At 42.6% G+C, this 18,384-nt stretch carries 16 protein-coding genes; 5 read left to right on the top strand and 11 right to left on the bottom strand.

The annotated features are described in order from the left end of the window. Positions 1–28 precede the first annotated feature (28 nt). The 4 genes from MKY83_RS02335 to MKY83_RS02320 form a co-directional block, all read right to left on the bottom strand. Complete coding sequence (locus MKY83_RS02335) at positions 29–2,215, bottom strand: DNA topoisomerase III (protein ID WP_268453334.1); 2,187 nt, start codon at positions 2,213–2,215, stop codon at positions 29–31. Positions 2,216–2,287: 72 nt separating this feature from the next. After that, entirely contained in the window at positions 2,288–3,343 is a 1,056-nt protein-coding gene (locus MKY83_RS02330) for a tartrate dehydrogenase (RefSeq protein ID WP_268453336.1), read from the bottom strand. Between the two features lie 98 nt (positions 3,344–3,441). Further along, positions 3,442–4,374: a DMT family transporter gene (locus MKY83_RS02325; protein ID WP_342490542.1), complete on the bottom strand. Its 933-nt coding sequence runs from the start codon at positions 4,372–4,374 to the stop codon at positions 3,442–3,444. Continuing rightward, positions 4,364–5,191 carry an AraC family transcriptional regulator gene (locus MKY83_RS02320; RefSeq protein ID WP_342488040.1) on the bottom strand — a complete coding sequence of 276 codons (828 nt, stop codon included), beginning with the start codon at positions 5,189–5,191 and terminating at the stop codon, positions 4,364–4,366. The genes MKY83_RS02325 and MKY83_RS02320 overlap by 11 nt, the downstream gene beginning before the upstream one ends. A 154-nt stretch (positions 5,192–5,345) precedes the next feature. On the opposite strand from MKY83_RS02320, the gene MKY83_RS02315 reads away from it, so the two are divergent. Both MKY83_RS02315 and MKY83_RS02310 read left to right on the top strand, forming a co-directional pair. Continuing rightward, positions 5,346–6,020 (top strand): GntR family transcriptional regulator, encoded by a 675-nt coding sequence (locus MKY83_RS02315; protein ID WP_065098821.1) that lies wholly within the window; start codon positions 5,346–5,348, stop codon positions 6,018–6,020. 136 nt (positions 6,021–6,156) lie between these two features. Beyond that, positions 6,157–6,453 (top strand): DUF3817 domain-containing protein, encoded by a 297-nt coding sequence (locus tag MKY83_RS02310; RefSeq protein ID WP_003214125.1) that lies wholly within the window; start codon positions 6,157–6,159, stop codon positions 6,451–6,453. 177 nt (positions 6,454–6,630) lie between these two features. Here the strand turns inward: MKY83_RS02310 and MKY83_RS02305 are convergent, their stop codons facing one another. Continuing rightward, positions 6,631–8,880 carry a hypothetical protein gene (locus MKY83_RS02305; protein WP_278177855.1) on the bottom strand — a complete coding sequence of 750 codons (2,250 nt, stop codon included), beginning with the start codon at positions 8,878–8,880 and terminating at the stop codon, positions 6,631–6,633. 160 nt (positions 8,881–9,040) lie between these two features. Between MKY83_RS02305 and MKY83_RS02300 the strand changes: the two genes are divergently transcribed. Further along, complete coding sequence (locus MKY83_RS02300; RefSeq protein ID WP_044140533.1) at positions 9,041–9,259, top strand: hypothetical protein; 219 nt, start codon at positions 9,041–9,043, stop codon at positions 9,257–9,259. A gap of 676 nt (positions 9,260–9,935) precedes the next feature. Here the strand turns inward: MKY83_RS02300 and MKY83_RS02295 are convergent. Both MKY83_RS02295 and MKY83_RS02290 read right to left on the bottom strand, forming a co-directional pair. Then, positions 9,936–10,358 carry a pyridoxamine 5'-phosphate oxidase family protein gene (locus tag MKY83_RS02295; protein WP_003213986.1) on the bottom strand — a complete coding sequence of 141 codons (423 nt, stop codon included), beginning with the start codon at positions 10,356–10,358 and terminating at the stop codon, positions 9,936–9,938. Positions 10,359–10,648: 290 nt separating this feature from the next. Continuing rightward, positions 10,649–11,518 (bottom strand): SDR family oxidoreductase, encoded by an 870-nt coding sequence (locus MKY83_RS02290; protein ID WP_034664026.1) that lies wholly within the window; start codon positions 11,516–11,518, stop codon positions 10,649–10,651. Between the two features lie 155 nt (positions 11,519–11,673). On the opposite strand from MKY83_RS02290, the gene MKY83_RS02285 reads away from it, so the two are divergent. After that, the gene (locus tag MKY83_RS02285) at positions 11,674–12,285 is read left to right on the top strand and encodes a class I SAM-dependent methyltransferase (RefSeq protein ID WP_126741432.1); all 612 of its coding nucleotides are present in this window, start codon (positions 11,674–11,676) and stop codon (positions 12,283–12,285) included. A 219-nt stretch (positions 12,286–12,504) separates the two neighbouring features. Here MKY83_RS02285 and MKY83_RS02280 read toward each other — a convergent pair whose 3' ends face one another. The 3 genes from MKY83_RS02280 to MKY83_RS02270 form a co-directional block, all read right to left on the bottom strand. Further along, positions 12,505–14,592: a transcription antiterminator gene (locus MKY83_RS02280; protein ID WP_342488039.1), complete on the bottom strand. Its 2,088-nt coding sequence runs from the start codon at positions 14,590–14,592 to the stop codon at positions 12,505–12,507. A 129-nt stretch (positions 14,593–14,721) separates the two neighbouring features. Then, positions 14,722–15,804, bottom strand: coding sequence for a C45 family peptidase (locus MKY83_RS02275; RefSeq protein WP_113768582.1), 1,083 nt, complete (start codon positions 15,802–15,804; stop codon positions 14,722–14,724). An 89-nt stretch (positions 15,805–15,893) separates the two neighbouring features. Then, positions 15,894–16,526 (bottom strand): GDSL-type esterase/lipase family protein, encoded by a 633-nt coding sequence (locus MKY83_RS02270; protein ID WP_126741434.1) that lies wholly within the window; start codon positions 16,524–16,526, stop codon positions 15,894–15,896. Positions 16,527–16,930: 404 nt separating this feature from the next. On the opposite strand from MKY83_RS02270, the gene MKY83_RS02265 reads away from it, so the two are divergent. Continuing rightward, positions 16,931–17,566 carry an FMN-dependent NADH-azoreductase gene (locus MKY83_RS02265; protein ID WP_003214444.1) on the top strand — a complete coding sequence of 212 codons (636 nt, stop codon included), beginning with the start codon at positions 16,931–16,933 and terminating at the stop codon, positions 17,564–17,566. 45 nt (positions 17,567–17,611) lie between these two features. Here the strand turns inward: MKY83_RS02265 and MKY83_RS02260 are convergent, their stop codons facing one another. Further along, positions 17,612–18,373 (bottom strand): IclR family transcriptional regulator, encoded by a 762-nt coding sequence (locus MKY83_RS02260; protein ID WP_217012716.1) that lies wholly within the window; start codon positions 18,371–18,373, stop codon positions 17,612–17,614. Positions 18,374–18,384 lie beyond the last annotated feature (11 nt).

Below are 18,384 nucleotides of genomic sequence, written 5' to 3'. Positions count from 1 at the left end.
ATGCGTTTCCGCACGGGTTTTTATAGAACTATTGATCTAATTTTAATTTCTTTAATTGTTCAGCTAGTGCATTATTAATTGGTTCTTCCACTTTCTTTTGTTTCTTCATATATTTAGACACATCGTGCTTACTGGCTTTCTTTTGATTGGATTGAGATTTGCGTTTTTCGAAGACAGACAGCTTTTCTCTATGGCCGCATACACAAGCAAAGATTTTGCCATCACCTTCTCCGCGCAGCTCGAGCTTTTTATGACAGTTCGGGCAGCGTGCGTTTGTTTTCTTCGCCACATTTTTACGATGGCCGCATTCCCGGTCCTGACAGACGAGCATCGTGCCATGTTTTCCATTCACTTTCAGCATGAGTTTACCGCAGTCTGGACAATGGGTGCCAGTGACATTGTCATGCTTAAAGGTTTGGTCCGTCTGTTTGATTTCAGATACGGCTTGTTTGGCATACGATTTCATTTCACTCATGAATTGAGAAGCTTTCAATTGCCCTTTGGCGATTTTAGAAAGTTTTTGTTCCCATTCCGCTGTTAATGCAGGAGACTTTAAGTCTTCAGGCACTAACGAGAGCAGCTGCTTCCCTTTCGATGTGATGAAAATGTCTTTGCCCTTTTTCTCGATTAAGAAGCTATTGAACAGCTTTTCAATAATATCCGCTCTTGTTGCTACAGTTCCTAGACCACCTGTTTCACCAATGGTTTTCACTAAGTCCTTTTCCTCGTTCTGCATAAATGCCGCTGGGTTTTCCATAGCAGATAATAGGGTCGCTTCATTAAAACGTGCAGGAGGTTTCGTTTCTCCTCTTGTCTCTTTCAGCTGTCGTACATCTAGTGACTGTCCTTCTGAAAGCAGCGGCAAATGTTGATCTGCCTCGGCTGATTCCTCTTCTTCATATGAGTCATCGTACACGGCTTTCCAGCCAGCTGCTTGCACGGTTTTCCCTTTTGCTGTGAACGTTTCACTGCCTATTTTGGTGATGACCGTTGTTTCCTCATACTCGAAAGGATTCATAAGTACAGCAAGGAATCGTTTGGCAATGAGGTCATATAATTTACGCTCTTTATCGCTTAATACTCCTGGGTACAGCTCTTCCTCGGTTGGAATAATCGCATGGTGATCTGACACCTTGGCATCATTGACGAAGCCTTTGTGCGCTTTCACACCTGATTGTAAAATCCGGTTCACATGCTGCGCGTACGGTCTGACATTCATTCCTTTTAAACGATCTTTTAATGTAGGAACGATATCCGCTGAAATAAATCGTGAATCTGTACGTGGATATGTGACGAGCTTATGCTGCTCATACAATCGCTGAAGCGTAGATAATGTTTCTTTGGCTGAAAAACCATAGCGTTTATGTGCATCACGCTGCAATTCAGTCAGATCGTACAGTCCCGGCGCAAAAGCTTTTTTCGCTGTTTTTTTCAACGCATCAACCACTGCTGGTTTTCCTTCGCAGGCTGCCAAGCGATCTTTGATCACATTCTCTTGGAATGTCCGGTTTTGCTTTGTTTTGGCATCCTGCCAGGTCAAAGTCAGTCCATCTACTTGTGCAGTCAATCCATAGAACGGCTTCGGCTGAAATTGCTGAATGTCTTCTTCTCGTTTTGCGATCATGGCGATCGTTGGTGTTTGCACCCGTCCGCAGGAAAGCTGTGCATTGAACTTTGTTGTCAGCGCTCTTGTTGCATTGATGCCGACAATCCAATCTGCCTCTGCACGCGCAACGGCTGAGCGATACAGGTTATCGTATTCTTTGCCGTCTTTTAATCGTTTGAAGCCTTCTTGAATGGCTTTGTCCGTGACAGATGAGATCCATAGTCGTTTCAAAGGCTTTTTCACATGCGCTTTTTCAAGAATCCATCGAGCAACAAGCTCCCCTTCACGTCCTGCATCTGTTGCGATGACAATGTCTTTGACATCTTTTCTCGCAAGCTGCGCTTTCACTGCTTGGAATTGTTTGCCTGTCTTTTTCATCACCACAAGCTTAAGCGGTTCGGGAATGATTGGTAAATCCTCTAAACGCCAGGATTGAAACTCTTTTCCGTAGCCTTCAGGATCAGCCAGTGTGACCAAATGGCCAAGCGCCCACGTCACAATGTATTGATCTCCTTCTAAAAAGCCATTTCCTTTTTTATGACACTTCAGCACACGTGCAAGATCACGTCCGACTGAAGGTTTCTCTGCTAATACAACTGTTTTTGACACTAGATTTCACATCTCTTTCTTCTATCCATTCTTTTATTATAGCAGACGTAGAGATGCGGTTCTAATGACGGATTATTTCTTCAATCGTGTGATGATTTCGTTTGTGACTTCTTGAGTTTGATAAACGCCGCCGATGTCTGCCGTTAAAAAGCCATCTGCTGTGACTGATTCGATGGTTTCGAGCAGATGTGTGCCCAGTTCTTCCTCTCCGAAATGATCAAGCATGAGTTTAGCGGTCCAGATTTGACCGATTGGGTTGGCGATTCCTTTTCCCGCAATGTCTGGAGCTGATCCGTGTACAGGCTCAAACATGGATGGGTATTTGCCATTTACATTGATGTTGGCGGCAGGCGCTATGCCAATACTTCCCATAATGGCTGCCCCAAGGTCTGTCAAAATATCACCAAACAAATTACTGGCAACAATCACATCGAATTTTTCTGGTCTTGTTACAAAGAAGGCTGAGAGCGCGTCAATGTGCTGTGAGTCTGCTGTCACCTCTGGATAATCCTTTGCTACGTCTTGAAACACTTCATCCCAAAAAGGCATGGTATGAACGATCCCATTCGATTTGGTTGCACTCGTCACATGCTTTCGCCTTTTTTCTGCTAATTGAAAGGCAAAACGCATCGCACGCTCTGTCCCTTTTCTTGAGAATACCGCATTTTGAACAGCAAGCTGATCTTCCCCTTGATAAATACGGCCTCCAATTTCACTATATTCACCTTCACCGTTTTCTCTGACAACTAGAAGATCGAAATCCTTTGGCTGAGCAAGCGATGAGCGAATGCCGCTCAGCTGTTTTGCAGGTCTGACGTTTATCACCTGTTCAAATTCCCGCCTAATCTTAATAAGCAGTCCCCAAAGTGATATGTGATCCGGCACTAAATTGGCATCTCCGACTGCTCCTAAGAAAATGCTGTCAAAGGCTTTCAATTGATGTAATCCATCCTTTGGCATCATCTCACCATGCTCTAAATAATATTCACAGCTCCACGGAAAATCCCGAAAGGTAAAGGACAGACCGCCATGCACTTCTGATACCGCTTTCAATACTCGTATGGCTTCAGGTACAACTTCCTTCCCAACCCCGTCACCTGGTATCGCCGCAATTGAAACATGCTTCATTTATTTCTCCCCCTTTATTATCAGTCGACCGTCGACCGTTTAAATTTGAGTTTACTAGAGAGTACATGTTCTTTCAATGGATAAAGGCACTTTTTTGATCAAAGCGCCTTTTTATTCTGCAAAAGCATCGAGGGTTTCTCCTTCTTCCTCCCCGTACCTTTTTTATCTGAAAGGAGCAGTCCGCCTAAGGTCAGTGCCGTTCCGAGTATCGACATGAGGGTCAATCTCTCATGAAGAACGATCATTGAAATGACCATCGTAATAATAGGAACGCCATAAATATACACACTCGCTTTCACCACACCGAGCGTTTTCACTGAAAAGCTCCATGTTAGAAAACAAATGGCAGATGCGAACAGGCCTAAAAACAATAAGTGAAAGGCAAACGACGGGTTCGACAATCGCTCCCAGTCTATACGAATTTTAAAATGCCAGATCAGGGGAAGCATCCAGAGTAAGCCGTAAAAAAAGACACGTCTCGTCACTTGAATGATATGGTATCCATATTGGTTGATGATTTTCGATAAAATAGAATAGAAGGCCCAGACAATGGTCGCCGTTAATGCTAGCGCATCACCGATTGGATTCAATTGGAACGTCGTCATTCCATTAAAGCTAATCAGTACAATTCCTGTCATCGCGATGAAAAAGCCTATGAAAAACCGGCGATGCAAAGGCTCATCTTTCAATAAAAAATAAGCCAATAAAAATGAGAAGAATGGCACAACCGAGCTGATGACTCCTGCATTCGAAGCGAACGTATAGGTGAGAGCGACATTTTCTGAAAAATAGTATAAGACCACACCACATAACCCTGCGAGCGCAAACATCGCTTCATGCTTTTTACGGTGCACCTTCATAGTGACTGGGTATATCAACATCAGAGCGAGATATCCAAGAAAAAAGCGGAAAAATAATATTTCTGTTGGAGAAAAAGCCGTTAACAATATTTTGGTTGAGATAAAGGTCGATCCCCATAGAAAAATGGTGAATATGGCCGCTAGATGACCAAGAAGCTGGTTATTTTTCATCTACTGTTACCTGCTTTGCAAAAATGTGCTGATATTGCCCTGGTGTGAGCCCAATAAATTCTGAAAAGAAATGACTTAAATGACTTTGATCTGAAAAACCGGCGGAGACTGCCGCATCTACAGGCTTTACTCCTCGTGAGAGAAGCTCCTTCGCATAATTCACTCTCACTGTCTGTAAATAACGATACGGCGTGATCCCTCTGTACTTTGTAAAAGCACGCAGAAGTGAGTATTTGTTCATGGAGACAAGCTCTCCTAAGTCGTCTAACGATATATTTTCCGTAAGGTGTGTTTCAATATATTGCTGTGCGTCTTGAACTTTCTGTTCGGCAGCATGCGCTGCTGATGCTTTTTCCTCTGATGTATCAGCATAGGCTTCAATCAGCTGCTTCATAAAGAAATAAAACGTTTCCTGTTTATTCAAAGCTGGGGCTTCTTCTGTCATCATTTGATGAAGATCATATAATGGCTTTGTCAGTTCACTTTGTGAAAACACAGGGGCTTTAAAGTGTGGCTTGTGCTGAAACATCTTCTCTATCACATCTGCTTCTATATTTAAACAACGATAATCTAGTGTCCTGTGATCAATCTGCTCGCATGCGTGATTGTCATATGGATTGAAAAGAAGAATGTCTCCCTTTTCAATGATGTATTCTTTATTTTGGCAGATCAAACGTCTTTGACCATCCTCAATAAATCCAATTACATAGTATGTATGAAAATGATTCAGGAACTTTTGCATGATGCCATGAAAGCGATACGCCTCTATTTGCAAGTCCTGATCAAAATGTACCGTTCGTTCTTCTTGTGTTTTCATGTCGATCCCCTCTTTCACTGAACTGATCATTAGTGTAGCACACCCTTTTTCTCTTGAATTGTACGATATTGACTTTTCCGATGTAGGCTTGCCTAGAGGGAAAAACTTGGATAACATGAGACAAAAGATGATGTGTAAATGAGGGAATGACAGGATGAATTCATTCGAGATGGAAAGACCAGCACCATACCATATGCAATTTTATGAACAGCTGAAGCAAATGATATTTGATGGACAGTTTCAGCCGGGGGAACGTATCAATGAGACACAGCTTGCCAAACAATTTGGTGTAAGCCGATCACCAGTGAGAGAGGCGATGAGGCTTTTAGAAAAAGATGAGCTCTTGATCGCTGATCATCGGTCAGGCTACTCTGTCTATACGTTAACGGAAAAAGATGTCGAGGAGCTTTATCAAATTCGGATCGCCCTAGAAACGCTTGCTGTTGAGCTTGCATGCAAGGAAGCCGCGCAAAGAGAGCTGGAGGAAATTGGGCATGTTCTCACGCAGGCAGACGAAGCAATCAAGCAGCAGCTGGCATCTAAAGACATCGTCCAGTTACATGAAGCCTTTCATCAAAAAATCATTCTAGCTAGTCACAATCACCGCTTATGTAAACAATTGAATCATGTGAATGCACTCATTCATTTTTGCCGCATCTTTCATTTTAGCGGCGGGGCGCGTGCTGAGACGATTCAAACAGAGCATGCTGCCATTTATTCTGAAATGAAAGAGCGCCGCTCCACAGAAGCCGTTCAAGCGATGACGAATCATTTGTTACATGATGTGATGCACTTAAAGCAAGTACTCTCTGAAACAAACACGGATTAAGTGATTTTTCTTTTTTCCCATTTTTTAAGCATTACATGAACATATTTTGAATTTTTCGTAGATTTTAGCATGTCCGGACAATCTTTCGTTTATATTAGAAGATGAGAAACTAGGTTTTATACAGGAGGATTTGTCTATGCATACAAGTATTAGCCGTCTTCGTAAGGCGGGTTTTATTGAGGGTATGTCTCTTTTAACCCTACTTTTAATTGCCATGCCTCTGAAATATTTTGCGGATATTCCGATGGCAGTCACCATTGTAGGCTCTCTTCATGGCGCATTGTTTGTCATCTATATGCTTATTTTGGCATATGTGACCTTTAAAGTTCGCTGGCATTTGAAATGGTCGATCGCTGGTTTTTTTGCGGCGTTCATTCCTTTCGGCAACTTCGCCTATGATAAGGTGCTCCGCCAGTATGATACAAAAGCTTAATCAAAAAGGGCTAAAACGAAATTCGTTTTAGCCCTTTTTCTCCTTTTCAGCGTGATAGAAAACCTTTGCAGCCCTAGGAAGGGCGGTTACTTTTGCGGAGCGAATTTGACATTCGTGAGCACCAGCACGCAGGACTGACACCGAATGCGAGGGTTTGTCTACACGCTGAAGTATTTTTTAAATCGATGCATATTTCACAATGGCTGCTTGACGCGTCATTTCGTGATATGCCACCCATAATTCATCACCCGGCAGTACGCTAGTGATTGGATCGATTGGCTGTTTCACTTCATACATCATGCCATCTCGCTCAATCTGAATGATCGCTAGCGGCTGGTTGCCGATGACACCAGCAAATGCGACATGGGTCACTTTTGCACTTCCTTGTTTCTCTTGCATGAGACTGATTTCTTTATCCAGCTCTTCTTTTTTTGTCTGCATCGTGATTTGAGTTCCTGGCGCGACCTCCATATGATCAGGGATGAATTGACTGACCGTTTTTGTGATGGACTGATCTCCGCTAGAAACTGTCACATCTAGCATGATAGGTTTCTGACCATGAATCGTGACTGGATATTGCTTCACCCGCTGGATGGTTCCTGTTAATGTCACGTCTTTCCCCGACCGATTCCGCACTTCATGGCCATAGGCTGCCATTTTCAACTGACCGCTGATGTCGACGAGGTCGGCTTTTTCTCCTGTTCTAAATTCAAAACTAGCGGCTTGAATCATCGGAATGGTATAACTTTTCTGATCTGCTTCAAATGTAAGCGATAAGACAGTGCCTCGTCCTACGGTTCCATATGATTCTATATTTCTTAAAACAGCGCCTTTGATGAACTTTGGTTCACTTGTCTGTGAGAAGTCCCCCTCTTTTAAGAGCATCGCCTTTTTCTTCTTCGGATTGTAGAGAATGGCGATACGCTGACCCGGCTGTGGTATCTGGGTATAGGATACAACCGTTTTAACTGTCTTCTCGATGTTTTCCCCATCATATTGAAATTGCAGCTGCATTTTGACAAGCGGCTGTTCGTTGATGTAGGTACCCGTTTCTTTGACAGATACTATATTGGCTTCTAATGTGACACTGTCCTTGATCTTGTTCTTTCTCACCAGTCTCAAAATCGGCGGCAGGAAGATGGCTAGCACAAATAACAGCAGTGGAATAAACAGCCATATCGCCCAGTTGAGAATGAGCGGTCCGCCTTTCATGACATATTGCATAAAGGTGTCAACAGACGTTTGGTGAGCAGGACTGGCGTTTTCGATTGAGATCATTTTTTTCAAAGGAAATTCCTTTAGCTCTTTGCTCTTCGTCTCAAATGCACCCGTTAATTGATTGTCGATTGAATAATAGATCCAATCGCTTTTCACATTTTTATTGAAAGAGAGTCCTTCTCTTTGTAACGTTTCATATGAAAACGACTGCAAAAGCTTGCTGACAGACGTCGTCTTATTCGTGCGGTGGTTATAAATATAACCAGTCAGCTTGCCTTTTGCTTCGTCCTTTGCTGTAGAGCCTGCAAGAAGAACTTCTTCCTCATTAAGCTGGTAGATAAGGGTTTGATAAATCGGTTTTGGTGTTGGGACGACTTCCCCAAGCCTTCCCTCTGCATTCACTTTCCTTGGTCTTTTTGGATAGTTAGATTCGACAGCGACTGCAACATTTTGGGATGTTCCTATCGTTTTTTCCAGCTGCTGCTCCACTTTATCTTCAATGAGGCTAAACGGTTCAGCGTTTTTGGAGACATAGACCCCGAGCTGATGCTTATCGTTTGAGACTCCGCTGACATACGCCTTCTGGTCATTTTTCAAAGTCAATTCAAATATAGGAATAGGCGTCTGTCCTCTAAAGGAATTCATGACGACATCCATAGAAACTGGCCTTGCTGGCAGCTTTAGCTCGTTGAGATTGTGCACATGAAACTGACCATCCTTTAGCTCACCGAGGACCGCAGCGGCGCCTTCCATTTCTCCCGTAAACACAAGCCGTCCATTCCATTGATATGTATTCGTTTTTAAAAACGAGGGTATCTGTAGATTTTGCTTAACGAGCTCTTTCTTTTCTCCGCTTGGCGTTAGTTTCTCGATCAACAGCTGCCCGTCTTTATTTTTTAAAGCAAGTAAGAGATTGTTATCTTGAAAGGATGGCAGCATTTCATTAAACGAATCGCTTGCTGTGGTCCATTCACTGATTCTTTTTCCTGCTTGAGGATCATACATGGCAAAATGGAGCTGCTGGTTTTTTGATACAGCACTCACCACTCGTTTTCCTTCATCAAATGTAAACATTCGTTTGACGTCATATTCCGTCACTTTCCCTGCTGACAAATCCTCTTGGTAATGGTTCCACACCAAGACACTAAGAATGATCGTTGGAATAAAGAAGACAATATATCGTAAAAAAATCACTGGTATTCTTTTCACTTGATCGCTTCCTTTCATGAGGTTCCTTTATCTTATACGTCAGTGCAGCGAGAATGTTTCAAGCGCTAGAAGAATACCATTCTAACCCCTAAAATCCATATTTTACAAACTTGGTTATTTGCGATAAAATCCAATCATATTCAAAAAAGGAGTTATCTCATTGGATAAGCTATCATCTATCATTCTAACAGCTTGGCTGCGTGTTCCCCGTTGGCTCAAACAATGGGTGCTCGTATCCATTACCATTTTCTTTTTTTATATGTGCTTTGTAAAGGGGCTGACTAGCTGGCATACCTTGCCGCCCATCACTTTACTATCATGTATCATCGGTTCCTTCTTCATTTGGCTGTTATGGCTAAAAGGTCAAAAAAATAAGTGAAATGGGGAAAATCATGAAAGAATCCATCAGTTATTTTGCTATCTCTTTTGTTCTGCAATTGGTTTGGTTTGGCATTGTGCACCCAAATAGAGGCGTGACACTCTTGGACATGTTCATTTTTTCTATTTTGTTTGCGGTGATGTTCTTTTTTATTCAGAAGATTTGGCGGTATCAGAAGAAAGGTCGAAGTGAGTGATCATGAAATGAACTCAATGAAAAAGGCTGCCAAATAGATGGCAGCCTTTTCCTTGCTTTTTTCATGCAAATAAATAATCAATGTGTGATCTCCGTTAAGGAGTGTATGAATTAAGATTCGATCATATCAGTGTGTCATATGTGTTCCGAGTGAACCTACGTTTGAAAGTAAACGCCATGGAAGTTCTGGATAACAAGACAACGAAAGCCCTACCTCTCATTCGTCCTTACGGCTCCGAAGCCGTGCCAGTGTGAATTGTAAATCAAAACGTCTTTTTTCCACTCTTCCGCTTTTATAGGGGGCGGGTGCAGAAGGAAAAGAATAAGTTTGTTCGCTTTAACAGCGTCTCGTTCTTATCAAGTAGAAGCTCTATTGCTTCTCATTATGTCATAGAAAAAAGAAAGTTTACTTTCTTTATTTATTTGCTTATTTCAACACTTAATATAAAACTATAACACACCCCCCCATCTTACGCAAGTGTTAAAGTGATAATTCAGCTGGAGTACGGTTTCCTTCATTCATGTAACGAATGGAGGTTGGATCAATCTTCAGAATCACTAGGTTCGGATCATCTTTTCCTTTAAACCATTTCTCCATCTCCTCAGACCAAAGGCGGTCGATCAGTTCTGGATCATCGGTTAATGTAGCGGTACCTGCGATTTCTGCATACGTGTCACCGAATCCTTCACCTGAATAACCAATGAGAATATGGACATTCGGGTTTTTTTCAATTTCGTCTGCTTTATGTGTTTCTTTGCTCGTTGGTGTATATAATGTCAGCCCTTCATGGAAAAAAGTCATGTAGCGGGTATGCGGCTTATCCTGTTCAACGGTCGCCAGTGTTCCGACCTTTTGTTCATCTAATAGGTTGAGTACCTTTTGTTTTAATTCTTCTTGTGACATATCGTTTCACTCCTTCAAATTTCATCCGTACTCTTAGGTTTCCACGACAATCCATTCATTAAACAAAGAAATGTGTTTTTCATAAAAAGAGATCTTCTGGCTGATGCTATAGAAAACAGGCTCAATGAAGGGAGAAGTTGAACATGCATCATGAAACGATGTTCCATTTAAGTTCACTTGTCATTGCGGCAGTTGTTGTGGGCATTATCGTATGGTCTGTCTCATCTGTGCAGAAGAATCGCAAGAAATACTAAACACACCGCCCAATCAGGTGGGCGGTGCGCTATTGATCATGTATTCATAAAGGAACCGCCGTTGACGTGAAGTGTTTGTCCTGTCATATAAGACGATTCGTCAGAAGCAAGCAGCACATAGCAACCGACATGCTCTACAGGCTGTCCTGGTCTTCCCATTGGGGTTTCTGCCCCGAAGCTTTCCACACTATCCTCATCAAATGTAGATGGAATGAGCGGCGTCCAAATTGGACCTGGCGCTACACCGTTCACCCGAATCCCATCCTTCACAAGCGACTGTGCCATAGAACGCGTAAAGCCATTGATGGCGCCTTTTGTCGCCGTATAATCAATCAGCACTTTGTTGCCTCGATATGGGTTAATGGATGTTGTATTAATAATTGTACTTCCCGGTTTTAAGTAATCCAGTGCTTTCTTCGTAAAATAAAAATAGGAATAGAAGTTGGTTCTAAAGGTTTGGTGAAGCTGTTCACTAGATATATCCTGAATCCGTTCTTTCGGATGCTGTTCAGCCGCATTATTCACTAAAATATCTAATTGCCCAAAGGCTTCAACTGTTTTTTCTACCGCTTTCTCGCAAAAGGCTTCGTCACCGACATCTCCTGCAATCGTTAAACATTTGACGCCTTCCTGTTCTACGCGCTTTTGCGTATCCTTTGCATCCTCATGTTCATTTAAGTACACAATGGCGACGTGTGCCCCTTCTTTTGCATAGGCAACAGATACAGCACGTCCAATTCCACTATCTCCGCCTGTAATCAGTGCGACTTTCCCTTTGAGCTTGCCAGACCCTTGATATGATTCATCCTCAAAGATCGGCGCAGGATTCATTTCCCTTTCACTGCCTGGCTGCTGATCTTGTGTTTGGCGCGGAATGCCATTTGTTAAATATTCACGTAAATCCATGTGTAAGCTCCTCCTTGATTTATTGATGTATCCTTTCATTACCACCTCATTTTTCCACTCAAACATCCCTGTGCGGCACAGATGCGTTTTGAAAATCAGTATGTTTCAATATGGATAAAATCGGTTACTTGATCATTAAAAAGGAGCGTTCTCACATGCTGTCAACCATTTCGAAAACCTTTAGCAAACCAAAAGGCTGGCTCGGAAGCATCGCAGGCTTCATTATGGCAAAAGAAAATAAAGCATTGAATCAGTGGGCCATCCAGCACTTAGATCTGACAGATGGTGAAAACATTTTGGAAATCGGCTATGGACCTGGCTACAGCATCAAACATATGCTTAAGCATTATGAAGATCTTCACATTGATGGGCTGGATGCCTCCTCCACCATGCAGGAGCAAGCACAGTCCCGCGTCAGCAAACGGTCAAAAGACAAACAGGTCCGGCTGTATGTAGGAAAAATCGAGAAAACACGTTTGCCGGGAGAGCAGTATGACAAAGTACTGTCTGTGAACAACTTTACGATTTGGGATGATCCAAAGACTGGTCTACTCAACCTTTATCACACGTTGAAACCCGGTGGAAAACTCGTCATTGTGATGCAGCCAAGAGAAAAAGGTGCTGATGCGAGCCGGACAAAAGAGATGGGTGAAAACATATTGAATGATTTACAGTTTGCGGGGTTTGACCATTTTTCTGTTGAGTATGAGGAAATTCGTCCAACGCTTGCTGTCTGTGTCACAGCCAAAAAGCCGAGAAGCGAATAAGCTCTAGGCCCAGCGTGTAGACAAACCCTCGCATTCTTTGTCAAATCTGCGCTTCGGTGCTCACGAATGTCAAATTCGCTCCGCTCCGGTGCTCGCCCTTCCTAAACTGCAAAGGTTTTCTACTACGCTGAAAAGAAGACAAAGGGCTAAAATAAAAATCATTTTAGCCCTTTGTCTACAATCTGAACCGAGAAGCGAATAAGCTCTCGGCTTTTTTTCTTACCACTTTGCCTCTTTGACAAATTGATAGAACAACTGATGTAATTTCTGTTCAATGTCTCCCTCTGATCCATGACCATAAAGCGTCATGCTTTCCTCACTTTCAATGATGGATGAACTGATCAGACTAAACATTTCAGACCCTTCCTTGCCAAGCTCTTGCGGCGCCAGCATCATGAGCATTCGTGACATTTGCTGCTGCCCGCCGTCCATGCTTTTGACCTCGTATGCCTGATCAAGATCATAAATATGAAAGATTGGTTCCTTGATGAATGTATGCTTTAAATGAAAAAGAGCAAATTCTGTACTAGGAATCCCTAAACCACCTTGCTGTTCACGTTCTAGTAAACCATTTGCTACCTCATCCGCATGTATGATAAATCTTTCCTCTTCAAGCTGACGAAGCAGCTGCCTGATTGTTGCCTCATGCTGCGGCATCGCCTTTCTATTTTCAATGGTGAAATGGGACAAGATACTGCGAATCACAGACATGTAATTCGTCACCCGCTCTGCAACCACCATCATATTAACGGATTCTTGTACCGATTCTTTGGCAGCTTCTTTCATCCTTTTTTTCTCAATCATATAAGGGATCTTTCGTTTAATATGAGCCTTCACACGCATAGCATCATCCTCGTTTAAGAGCGGACTGACCATGATGTAATCGATATGCTCATATGGGATAGGAACGGTCGAGACAATCATGTCATAGCTTGATGCATCGATTTCTTTTAGTTCCATCAAGGAAGACAGATCGAATTCGGCGATCTCTGGCAATTCTTTTTTTAACCGAGATGCGAGCATTTTAGAGGAACCGATCCCGCTTGAGCACACGACCAATGCATGAATGTTTGTTTCTTCTTTTTTGATTTCAAGCACTGAGCCAAAGTGAAGCACAATAAAGGCGATTTCATCCTCTGGAAATTCGATCTCTGGAAAGAAACGCTCGACTCCTTCTTCAATTGCCATGAAAAGCAAAAAGTAGTCCTTTTTAATTTGTTGTGTAAGTGGATTATAGATTCTCATCTTTTCCTTTAAACGGTTCATGGCAGGTTCGAGATGAGACACGAGTCCCTCATACAATGAATCATTCTCATTTAAATAATAGCCGGTTTTATTAGAAATAAAATCAATGAGCTTCTTCGTTCTGATCGCGATATCCAGCTCGATTTCATCAAGACGGTATTCTTTCTGAAAGCTACGATTGGCACTGCGCAGATGGATCGTCATATATCCGACCTCTGCTTCAGGAATCTCCACATTAAACATGCGTTCAAGCGCTCTTGCAATTCGCAGTGATGATTCAAATTCTTTCGTCCGCTTTAGTTCAAGCAGCTCTTCCTCTTCCATTCGAATGGTTTCGCCAAGCTGAATCCGTTCGATAGCATAGGTTAAGTGAACGACAAGCGCAATATAGGCACTATCCGATAAAGAGAGTGACAGGCGATTTTTCAAATGAAAGAGAAGTCTTTCTACCTTGAGCAGCTGCCCTCTGCTGACAACGCCAAACACTTTTTCCGTCGCTTTCGTTCGATGCTTGATATTCATTTCAATCGTTTCTAAAAATAATTGAATATCGAGCCGGTCTACAATGAGGTTGCCGACAATCTTTCGTTTTGCTTCCTCCGGTCCTTTTAATTCAATGCCATACCCACGTTTTCGGATCAGCTGCAAACCGTATGGCGCGATCCACTCCGTCAGTTCATCTAAGTCATAGCTGATGGTCGCATTTGTAACCTGCAAATCGGAAGCGAGTGTATATAATTTCACCGGTTCCTTTGCTTCAAGCAGCGCACATAGGATTAAGAGCTTCCGTTCGTCAGAGCTATATTCAATTTGATCCTCATTTGATATATGAGCAAGAAGCCGCTGTTTATCCTCCTGTTCACCGACTGCCTTCAAGCCTTTCCCCGGCTGTTTATCTAGTGAAAGATCATAATTCTTTAATATGGGTTTAATCGATTTTAGTTCTCTATGAATCGTCCTTGTACTCACCTGAACAGAATCGGCTATCTCACGAATGGTGACATAACGATTTTGCTGAATGATGTATTTGATGATCTTCTGTTCTCGTGCCGTTATGTACATGAAATGCCTCCTTCTGCAAAAATAGGTCTATTGTCGCACCTTAATATAAAACGCTTTCAACAATGATGCAATCTTAAGTTGATCTGACTTTGGCACATAGGCTGTGACAAAATTAAATACAACGTCTGATCATACATTTCTCCAAAATGACGGTCCATAATCCTTTTGATGAAATTGAACCTTTTGTTCATGAAAAGGCAGTGAACCCCCAGCTTTTAAAGAATACGTCGGATTGTATATTGGAGAGCCAAAGCAATAATCCATCGTTCCTTCTTCCGGGCGGAAGATGACGGTTCGCATTGTTCCAAACAGCTCCTCATAATTGTGTACAGCCAGACCATCAGGATATTCTGTCTGAAACAGCTTAACAAGAGAATCACTTGTTTGTTGTTCTTTTAAAGCCTCTATTAGCATGTCATACCTGACAACAGAATGATGTTTCGTCACCCCTTTTGCTGTTTGATCAGCAATCGGATGATTTGTGGCTGCAATATAACCTTCCTCCGGTCTTCTCACCATTTTGCGGCCATCAATGATTTCAATCACAGCCGCTTCTCCTTTTCGATCGGCAAGCATGAGGTGAACATTTGAGGCAACGGGCATTTCCTGAATAGAGCGAATGGCTTCCTCAACCGTTCTACAGTTTTCCAGAACAGATCGAATCACATGATACACTTGCAAGCCGGCAACTGCTGGAGGCTTTAAACCGGGTTCATTTCCAACCGGCGGACCACAAGCAGAGAATGTGACAGAAAGACCATGCTCATTCATCCCATCAGATCTGCCAAACAAGAGCAGCGACGAGCCTGTATGATATGCCAAGCCCTTCACATGTGTCGTCACAAGACGCATATCATCAAATATCGGGGAGAAATCATAGTTACGCAGCATGACCGTTTGTTGACCTGCCGCCTTATTTCCCTGCCTCACACAGTGGGAACAGCCTGGCTGTAGATGAGATGAATAGAAAAAGGTCAAATAGCGCTCATCTAATTGCAGTTCATCACAAAATCCAGCAATCTCTTCTTCTAATTGGGGAAGATATGGGCGCATCAGCTGCTTCGTTTCTTTCACAGCCTCTTTTGCAAGCGGTTCTGTTCGAATGTATTGTGTCTGTAGCCATTGCTTCTTCTTCATCCAGACAGCCTGCTGTTTTCCCACTTCATAAGCGGTTCCTGTCATTTCTTGAAAATATGCACTGATTTCCTCCATGCCTGCACACCTCTTTCGCTTTCGTTTCTTTTATCATATCGAAACCCTCCTTCATTTAAAAGGACGAAAAAAACTGCAATCCCAATGGATTACAGCTGGTTACAGGATTGTTGAAGCAATGTTTTTGCCATTGTTTCATATCCTTTATAGTTCGGATGAAATTGATCAATCGATAAGTACTCATTTTCATGTCCTTCAAACGCCCGATACACATCCACAACCTCTACATGCGGATTTGCAGCAAGCGAGCGAAGCTGATGATTGTATTGCTGAAGCCACCGCCCGGCTATTGGTATTTGCGGAAAAGGATTATATAAATTCATGAGATACACGCAATAGGGCTGCTTTTGCCCTCTTTTGATCTGAGCGATTTCTTGAATCATTTTGCTGAAATTTGCTTGGCAATGCAGCGTCGCTTGCAGCAGTTTCTTTTCATCTTCACCCTTTTCATACTGCTGAATCGCTTGAACAAGGTCATTCCCACAGCCTGTAATGGTGATGATGTCAGCTGCTGCAATAGCACGCCTCACATCAGATCGTTTGAACAGCTGAAAAATCTGATCCGTCGTTAACCCTGACTTTGCAAATACAGACAGCTCGACTGACGCATGTGCCTTTTTTTCAAGCATCCACTGATACCGCTCAGCAAATCCCCCGCCAAATAAACGTGCCCCCACCCCAACTGTTAAGGAATCTCCAATCGCAACATAGGATCGTCCCACTCTTATCCCTCACTCTCTCCTGCCTTCTCTTATATATACGAAATCGGAGAACAGATGCTTGTAGCAGATGACTTAGAGGCATTCATCTTTTTTTCATGAGACGTCTTTACAAACTCTTTACTTGCGAGATCGACTGATTTTTTGTTCAATAAGAATAGGGTTTTTATGGTGAAATCCGTATCTCCAGCGTTTCAGAAAAGTTGACAAACTTTTTATCTCGATTTCAAGACTTTATACCTTGACTTCAAACTACATTGTGATTACAATAAAAATATCAGTTTTTATGTAACTGTGCTTGTTACATCTTTAATCATAGCATTCCACTATGATTAAAGATGCCACATATTCAGTGTATCTTTGGGATACGCTAAAAAAACCACTGAAACAGAAAGGATTGAATAAACATGGCAAAAGTTTTATACATCACTGCACATCCGCATGATGAAACAGTTTCTTACAGTATGGCTACTGCTAAAGCATTTATCGAATCTTATAAGGAAGCAAATCCAAGTGACGAGGTTGTACATATCGATTTGTACAAAGAAAACATCCCTCACATTGATGCAGATGTATTCGCTGGCTGGGGCAAGCTGCAATCAGGTGCTGGTTTCGATACACTTTCAGCTGAAGAGCAAGCGAAAGTTGCTCGCCTAAACGAATTAAGCGATCAATTCGTTTCTGCTGACAAATATGTATTTGTTTCACCACTTTGGAACTTCTCATTCCCACCAGTTCTTAAAGCATACATCGACTCTGTTGCTGTAGCTGGTAAAACATTCAAATACACGGAGCAAGGTCCTGTTGGATTATTAACAGACAAAAAAGCTCTACACATCCAAGCACGTGGCGGATATTACACTGAAGGTCCTGCTGCTGAACTTGAAGCAGGTCACCGTTACCTTGGTACAATCGCGAGCTTCTTCGGAATTCCTTCTTTCGAAGGTCTTATCGTTGAAGGTCACAATGCTGAACCTGCGAAAGCAGAGCAAATTAAAGCAGATGCGATCGAACGTGCAAAAGCTTTAGGTAAAACTTTCTAATAAACTGAACGCGAAAAGCCAATGATCTTAACGGTCATTGGCTTTTTATTTATCTAGATGAAAGCCTAATTCTCTGGAGATACCGCTCGCGGCTTTTTTGACTTGTTCAATTAAGTATGGAAGACGTTCCTTTTGATAACCTGCTTCAAACCCTGCAATGCTAATACCTGCTGTGACTTCTCCAAGGTGATTGAATATAGGAGCTCCAACCGCAGCTGTATAGTTTTCAAGCTCCGAATAACTTAACGTATAGCCCCGCTCATTTGATTCTTCCAGTATGTTTCGAAGAACCTCTTTATCTGTAATGGTTCCGATTCCGATTTTCCCTAGCTCAATCGAATCGATATAGGCGATTCTCTCGTTCTCTGGTAAAAAGGAGAGAATACTTCTCGCGCAGGCTCCTGCATACAGGGGAGAGCGCCTGCCGACGGCGGTGTAGAGACGAACAGGCTGCGTCCCTTCAATTTTATCCACGTAAATGGCTTCGTCTCCTTCACGAACGATGAGCTGTACAGCTTCTCCCACTTCATCCCGCAAGCCTTCCATAAATGGTCTTGCAAGTCTCCGAATATCAAGACGATCCGCCACAAGCTGACCGTATTCTAGAAACATCAGTCCTAACCGATAAGCACCTGAATCTTTCTTTTCTAATAATCCCATATCGCTTAACGAGCTCGCCATCCGGTGCACAGACGTTTTCGGCATGCCGGAAAGCTCAATCATTTCATTCAATGTTAATTGGTCACGTGTGATAAACAGCCGCAAAATCTCCATTGATTTCACGACGGTTTTATTTGTGTTCTGCATGTCCATCCCCT

This window comes from Bacillus sp. FSL M8-0266, from assembly GCF_038613425.1.
Taxonomy (GTDB): domain Bacteria; phylum Bacillota; class Bacilli; order Bacillales; family Bacillaceae; genus Bacillus; species Bacillus pumilus.
The sequence above is the reverse complement of the archived record's forward strand: the minus strand, read 5'-3'. Positions and strand labels throughout refer to the sequence as shown.

Coding starts and splice junctions, on each gene's coding strand:
- MKY83_RS02330 (WP_268453336.1), bottom strand. CDS start 3,343: ATGAAGCATGTTTCAATTGCGGCGATACCAGGTGACGGGGTTGGGAAG.
- MKY83_RS02325 (WP_342490542.1), bottom strand. CDS start 4,374: ATGAAAAATAACCAGCTTCTTGGTCATCTAGCGGCCATATTCACCATT.
- MKY83_RS02320 (WP_342488040.1), bottom strand. CDS start 5,191: ATGAAAACACAAGAAGAACGAACGGTACATTTTGATCAGGACTTGCAA.
- MKY83_RS02315 (WP_065098821.1), top strand. CDS start 5,346: ATGAATTCATTCGAGATGGAAAGACCAGCACCATACCATATGCAATTT.
- MKY83_RS02310 (WP_003214125.1), top strand. CDS start 6,157: ATGCATACAAGTATTAGCCGTCTTCGTAAGGCGGGTTTTATTGAGGGT.
- MKY83_RS02295 (WP_003213986.1), bottom strand. CDS start 10,358: ATGTCACAAGAAGAATTAAAACAAAAGGTACTCAACCTATTAGATGAA.
- MKY83_RS02290 (WP_034664026.1), bottom strand. CDS start 11,518: ATGGATTTACGTGAATATTTAACAAATGGCATTCCGCGCCAAACACAA.
- MKY83_RS02285 (WP_126741432.1), top strand. CDS start 11,674: ATGCTGTCAACCATTTCGAAAACCTTTAGCAAACCAAAAGGCTGGCTC.
- MKY83_RS02280 (WP_342488039.1), bottom strand. CDS start 14,592: ATGTACATAACGGCACGAGAACAGAAGATCATCAAATACATCATTCAG.
- MKY83_RS02275 (WP_113768582.1), bottom strand. CDS start 15,804: ATGGAGGAAATCAGTGCATATTTTCAAGAAATGACAGGAACCGCTTAT.
- MKY83_RS02265 (WP_003214444.1), top strand. CDS start 16,931: ATGGCAAAAGTTTTATACATCACTGCACATCCGCATGATGAAACAGTT.
- MKY83_RS02260 (WP_217012716.1), bottom strand. CDS start 18,373: ATGCAGAACACAAATAAAACCGTCGTGAAATCAATGGAGATTTTGCGG.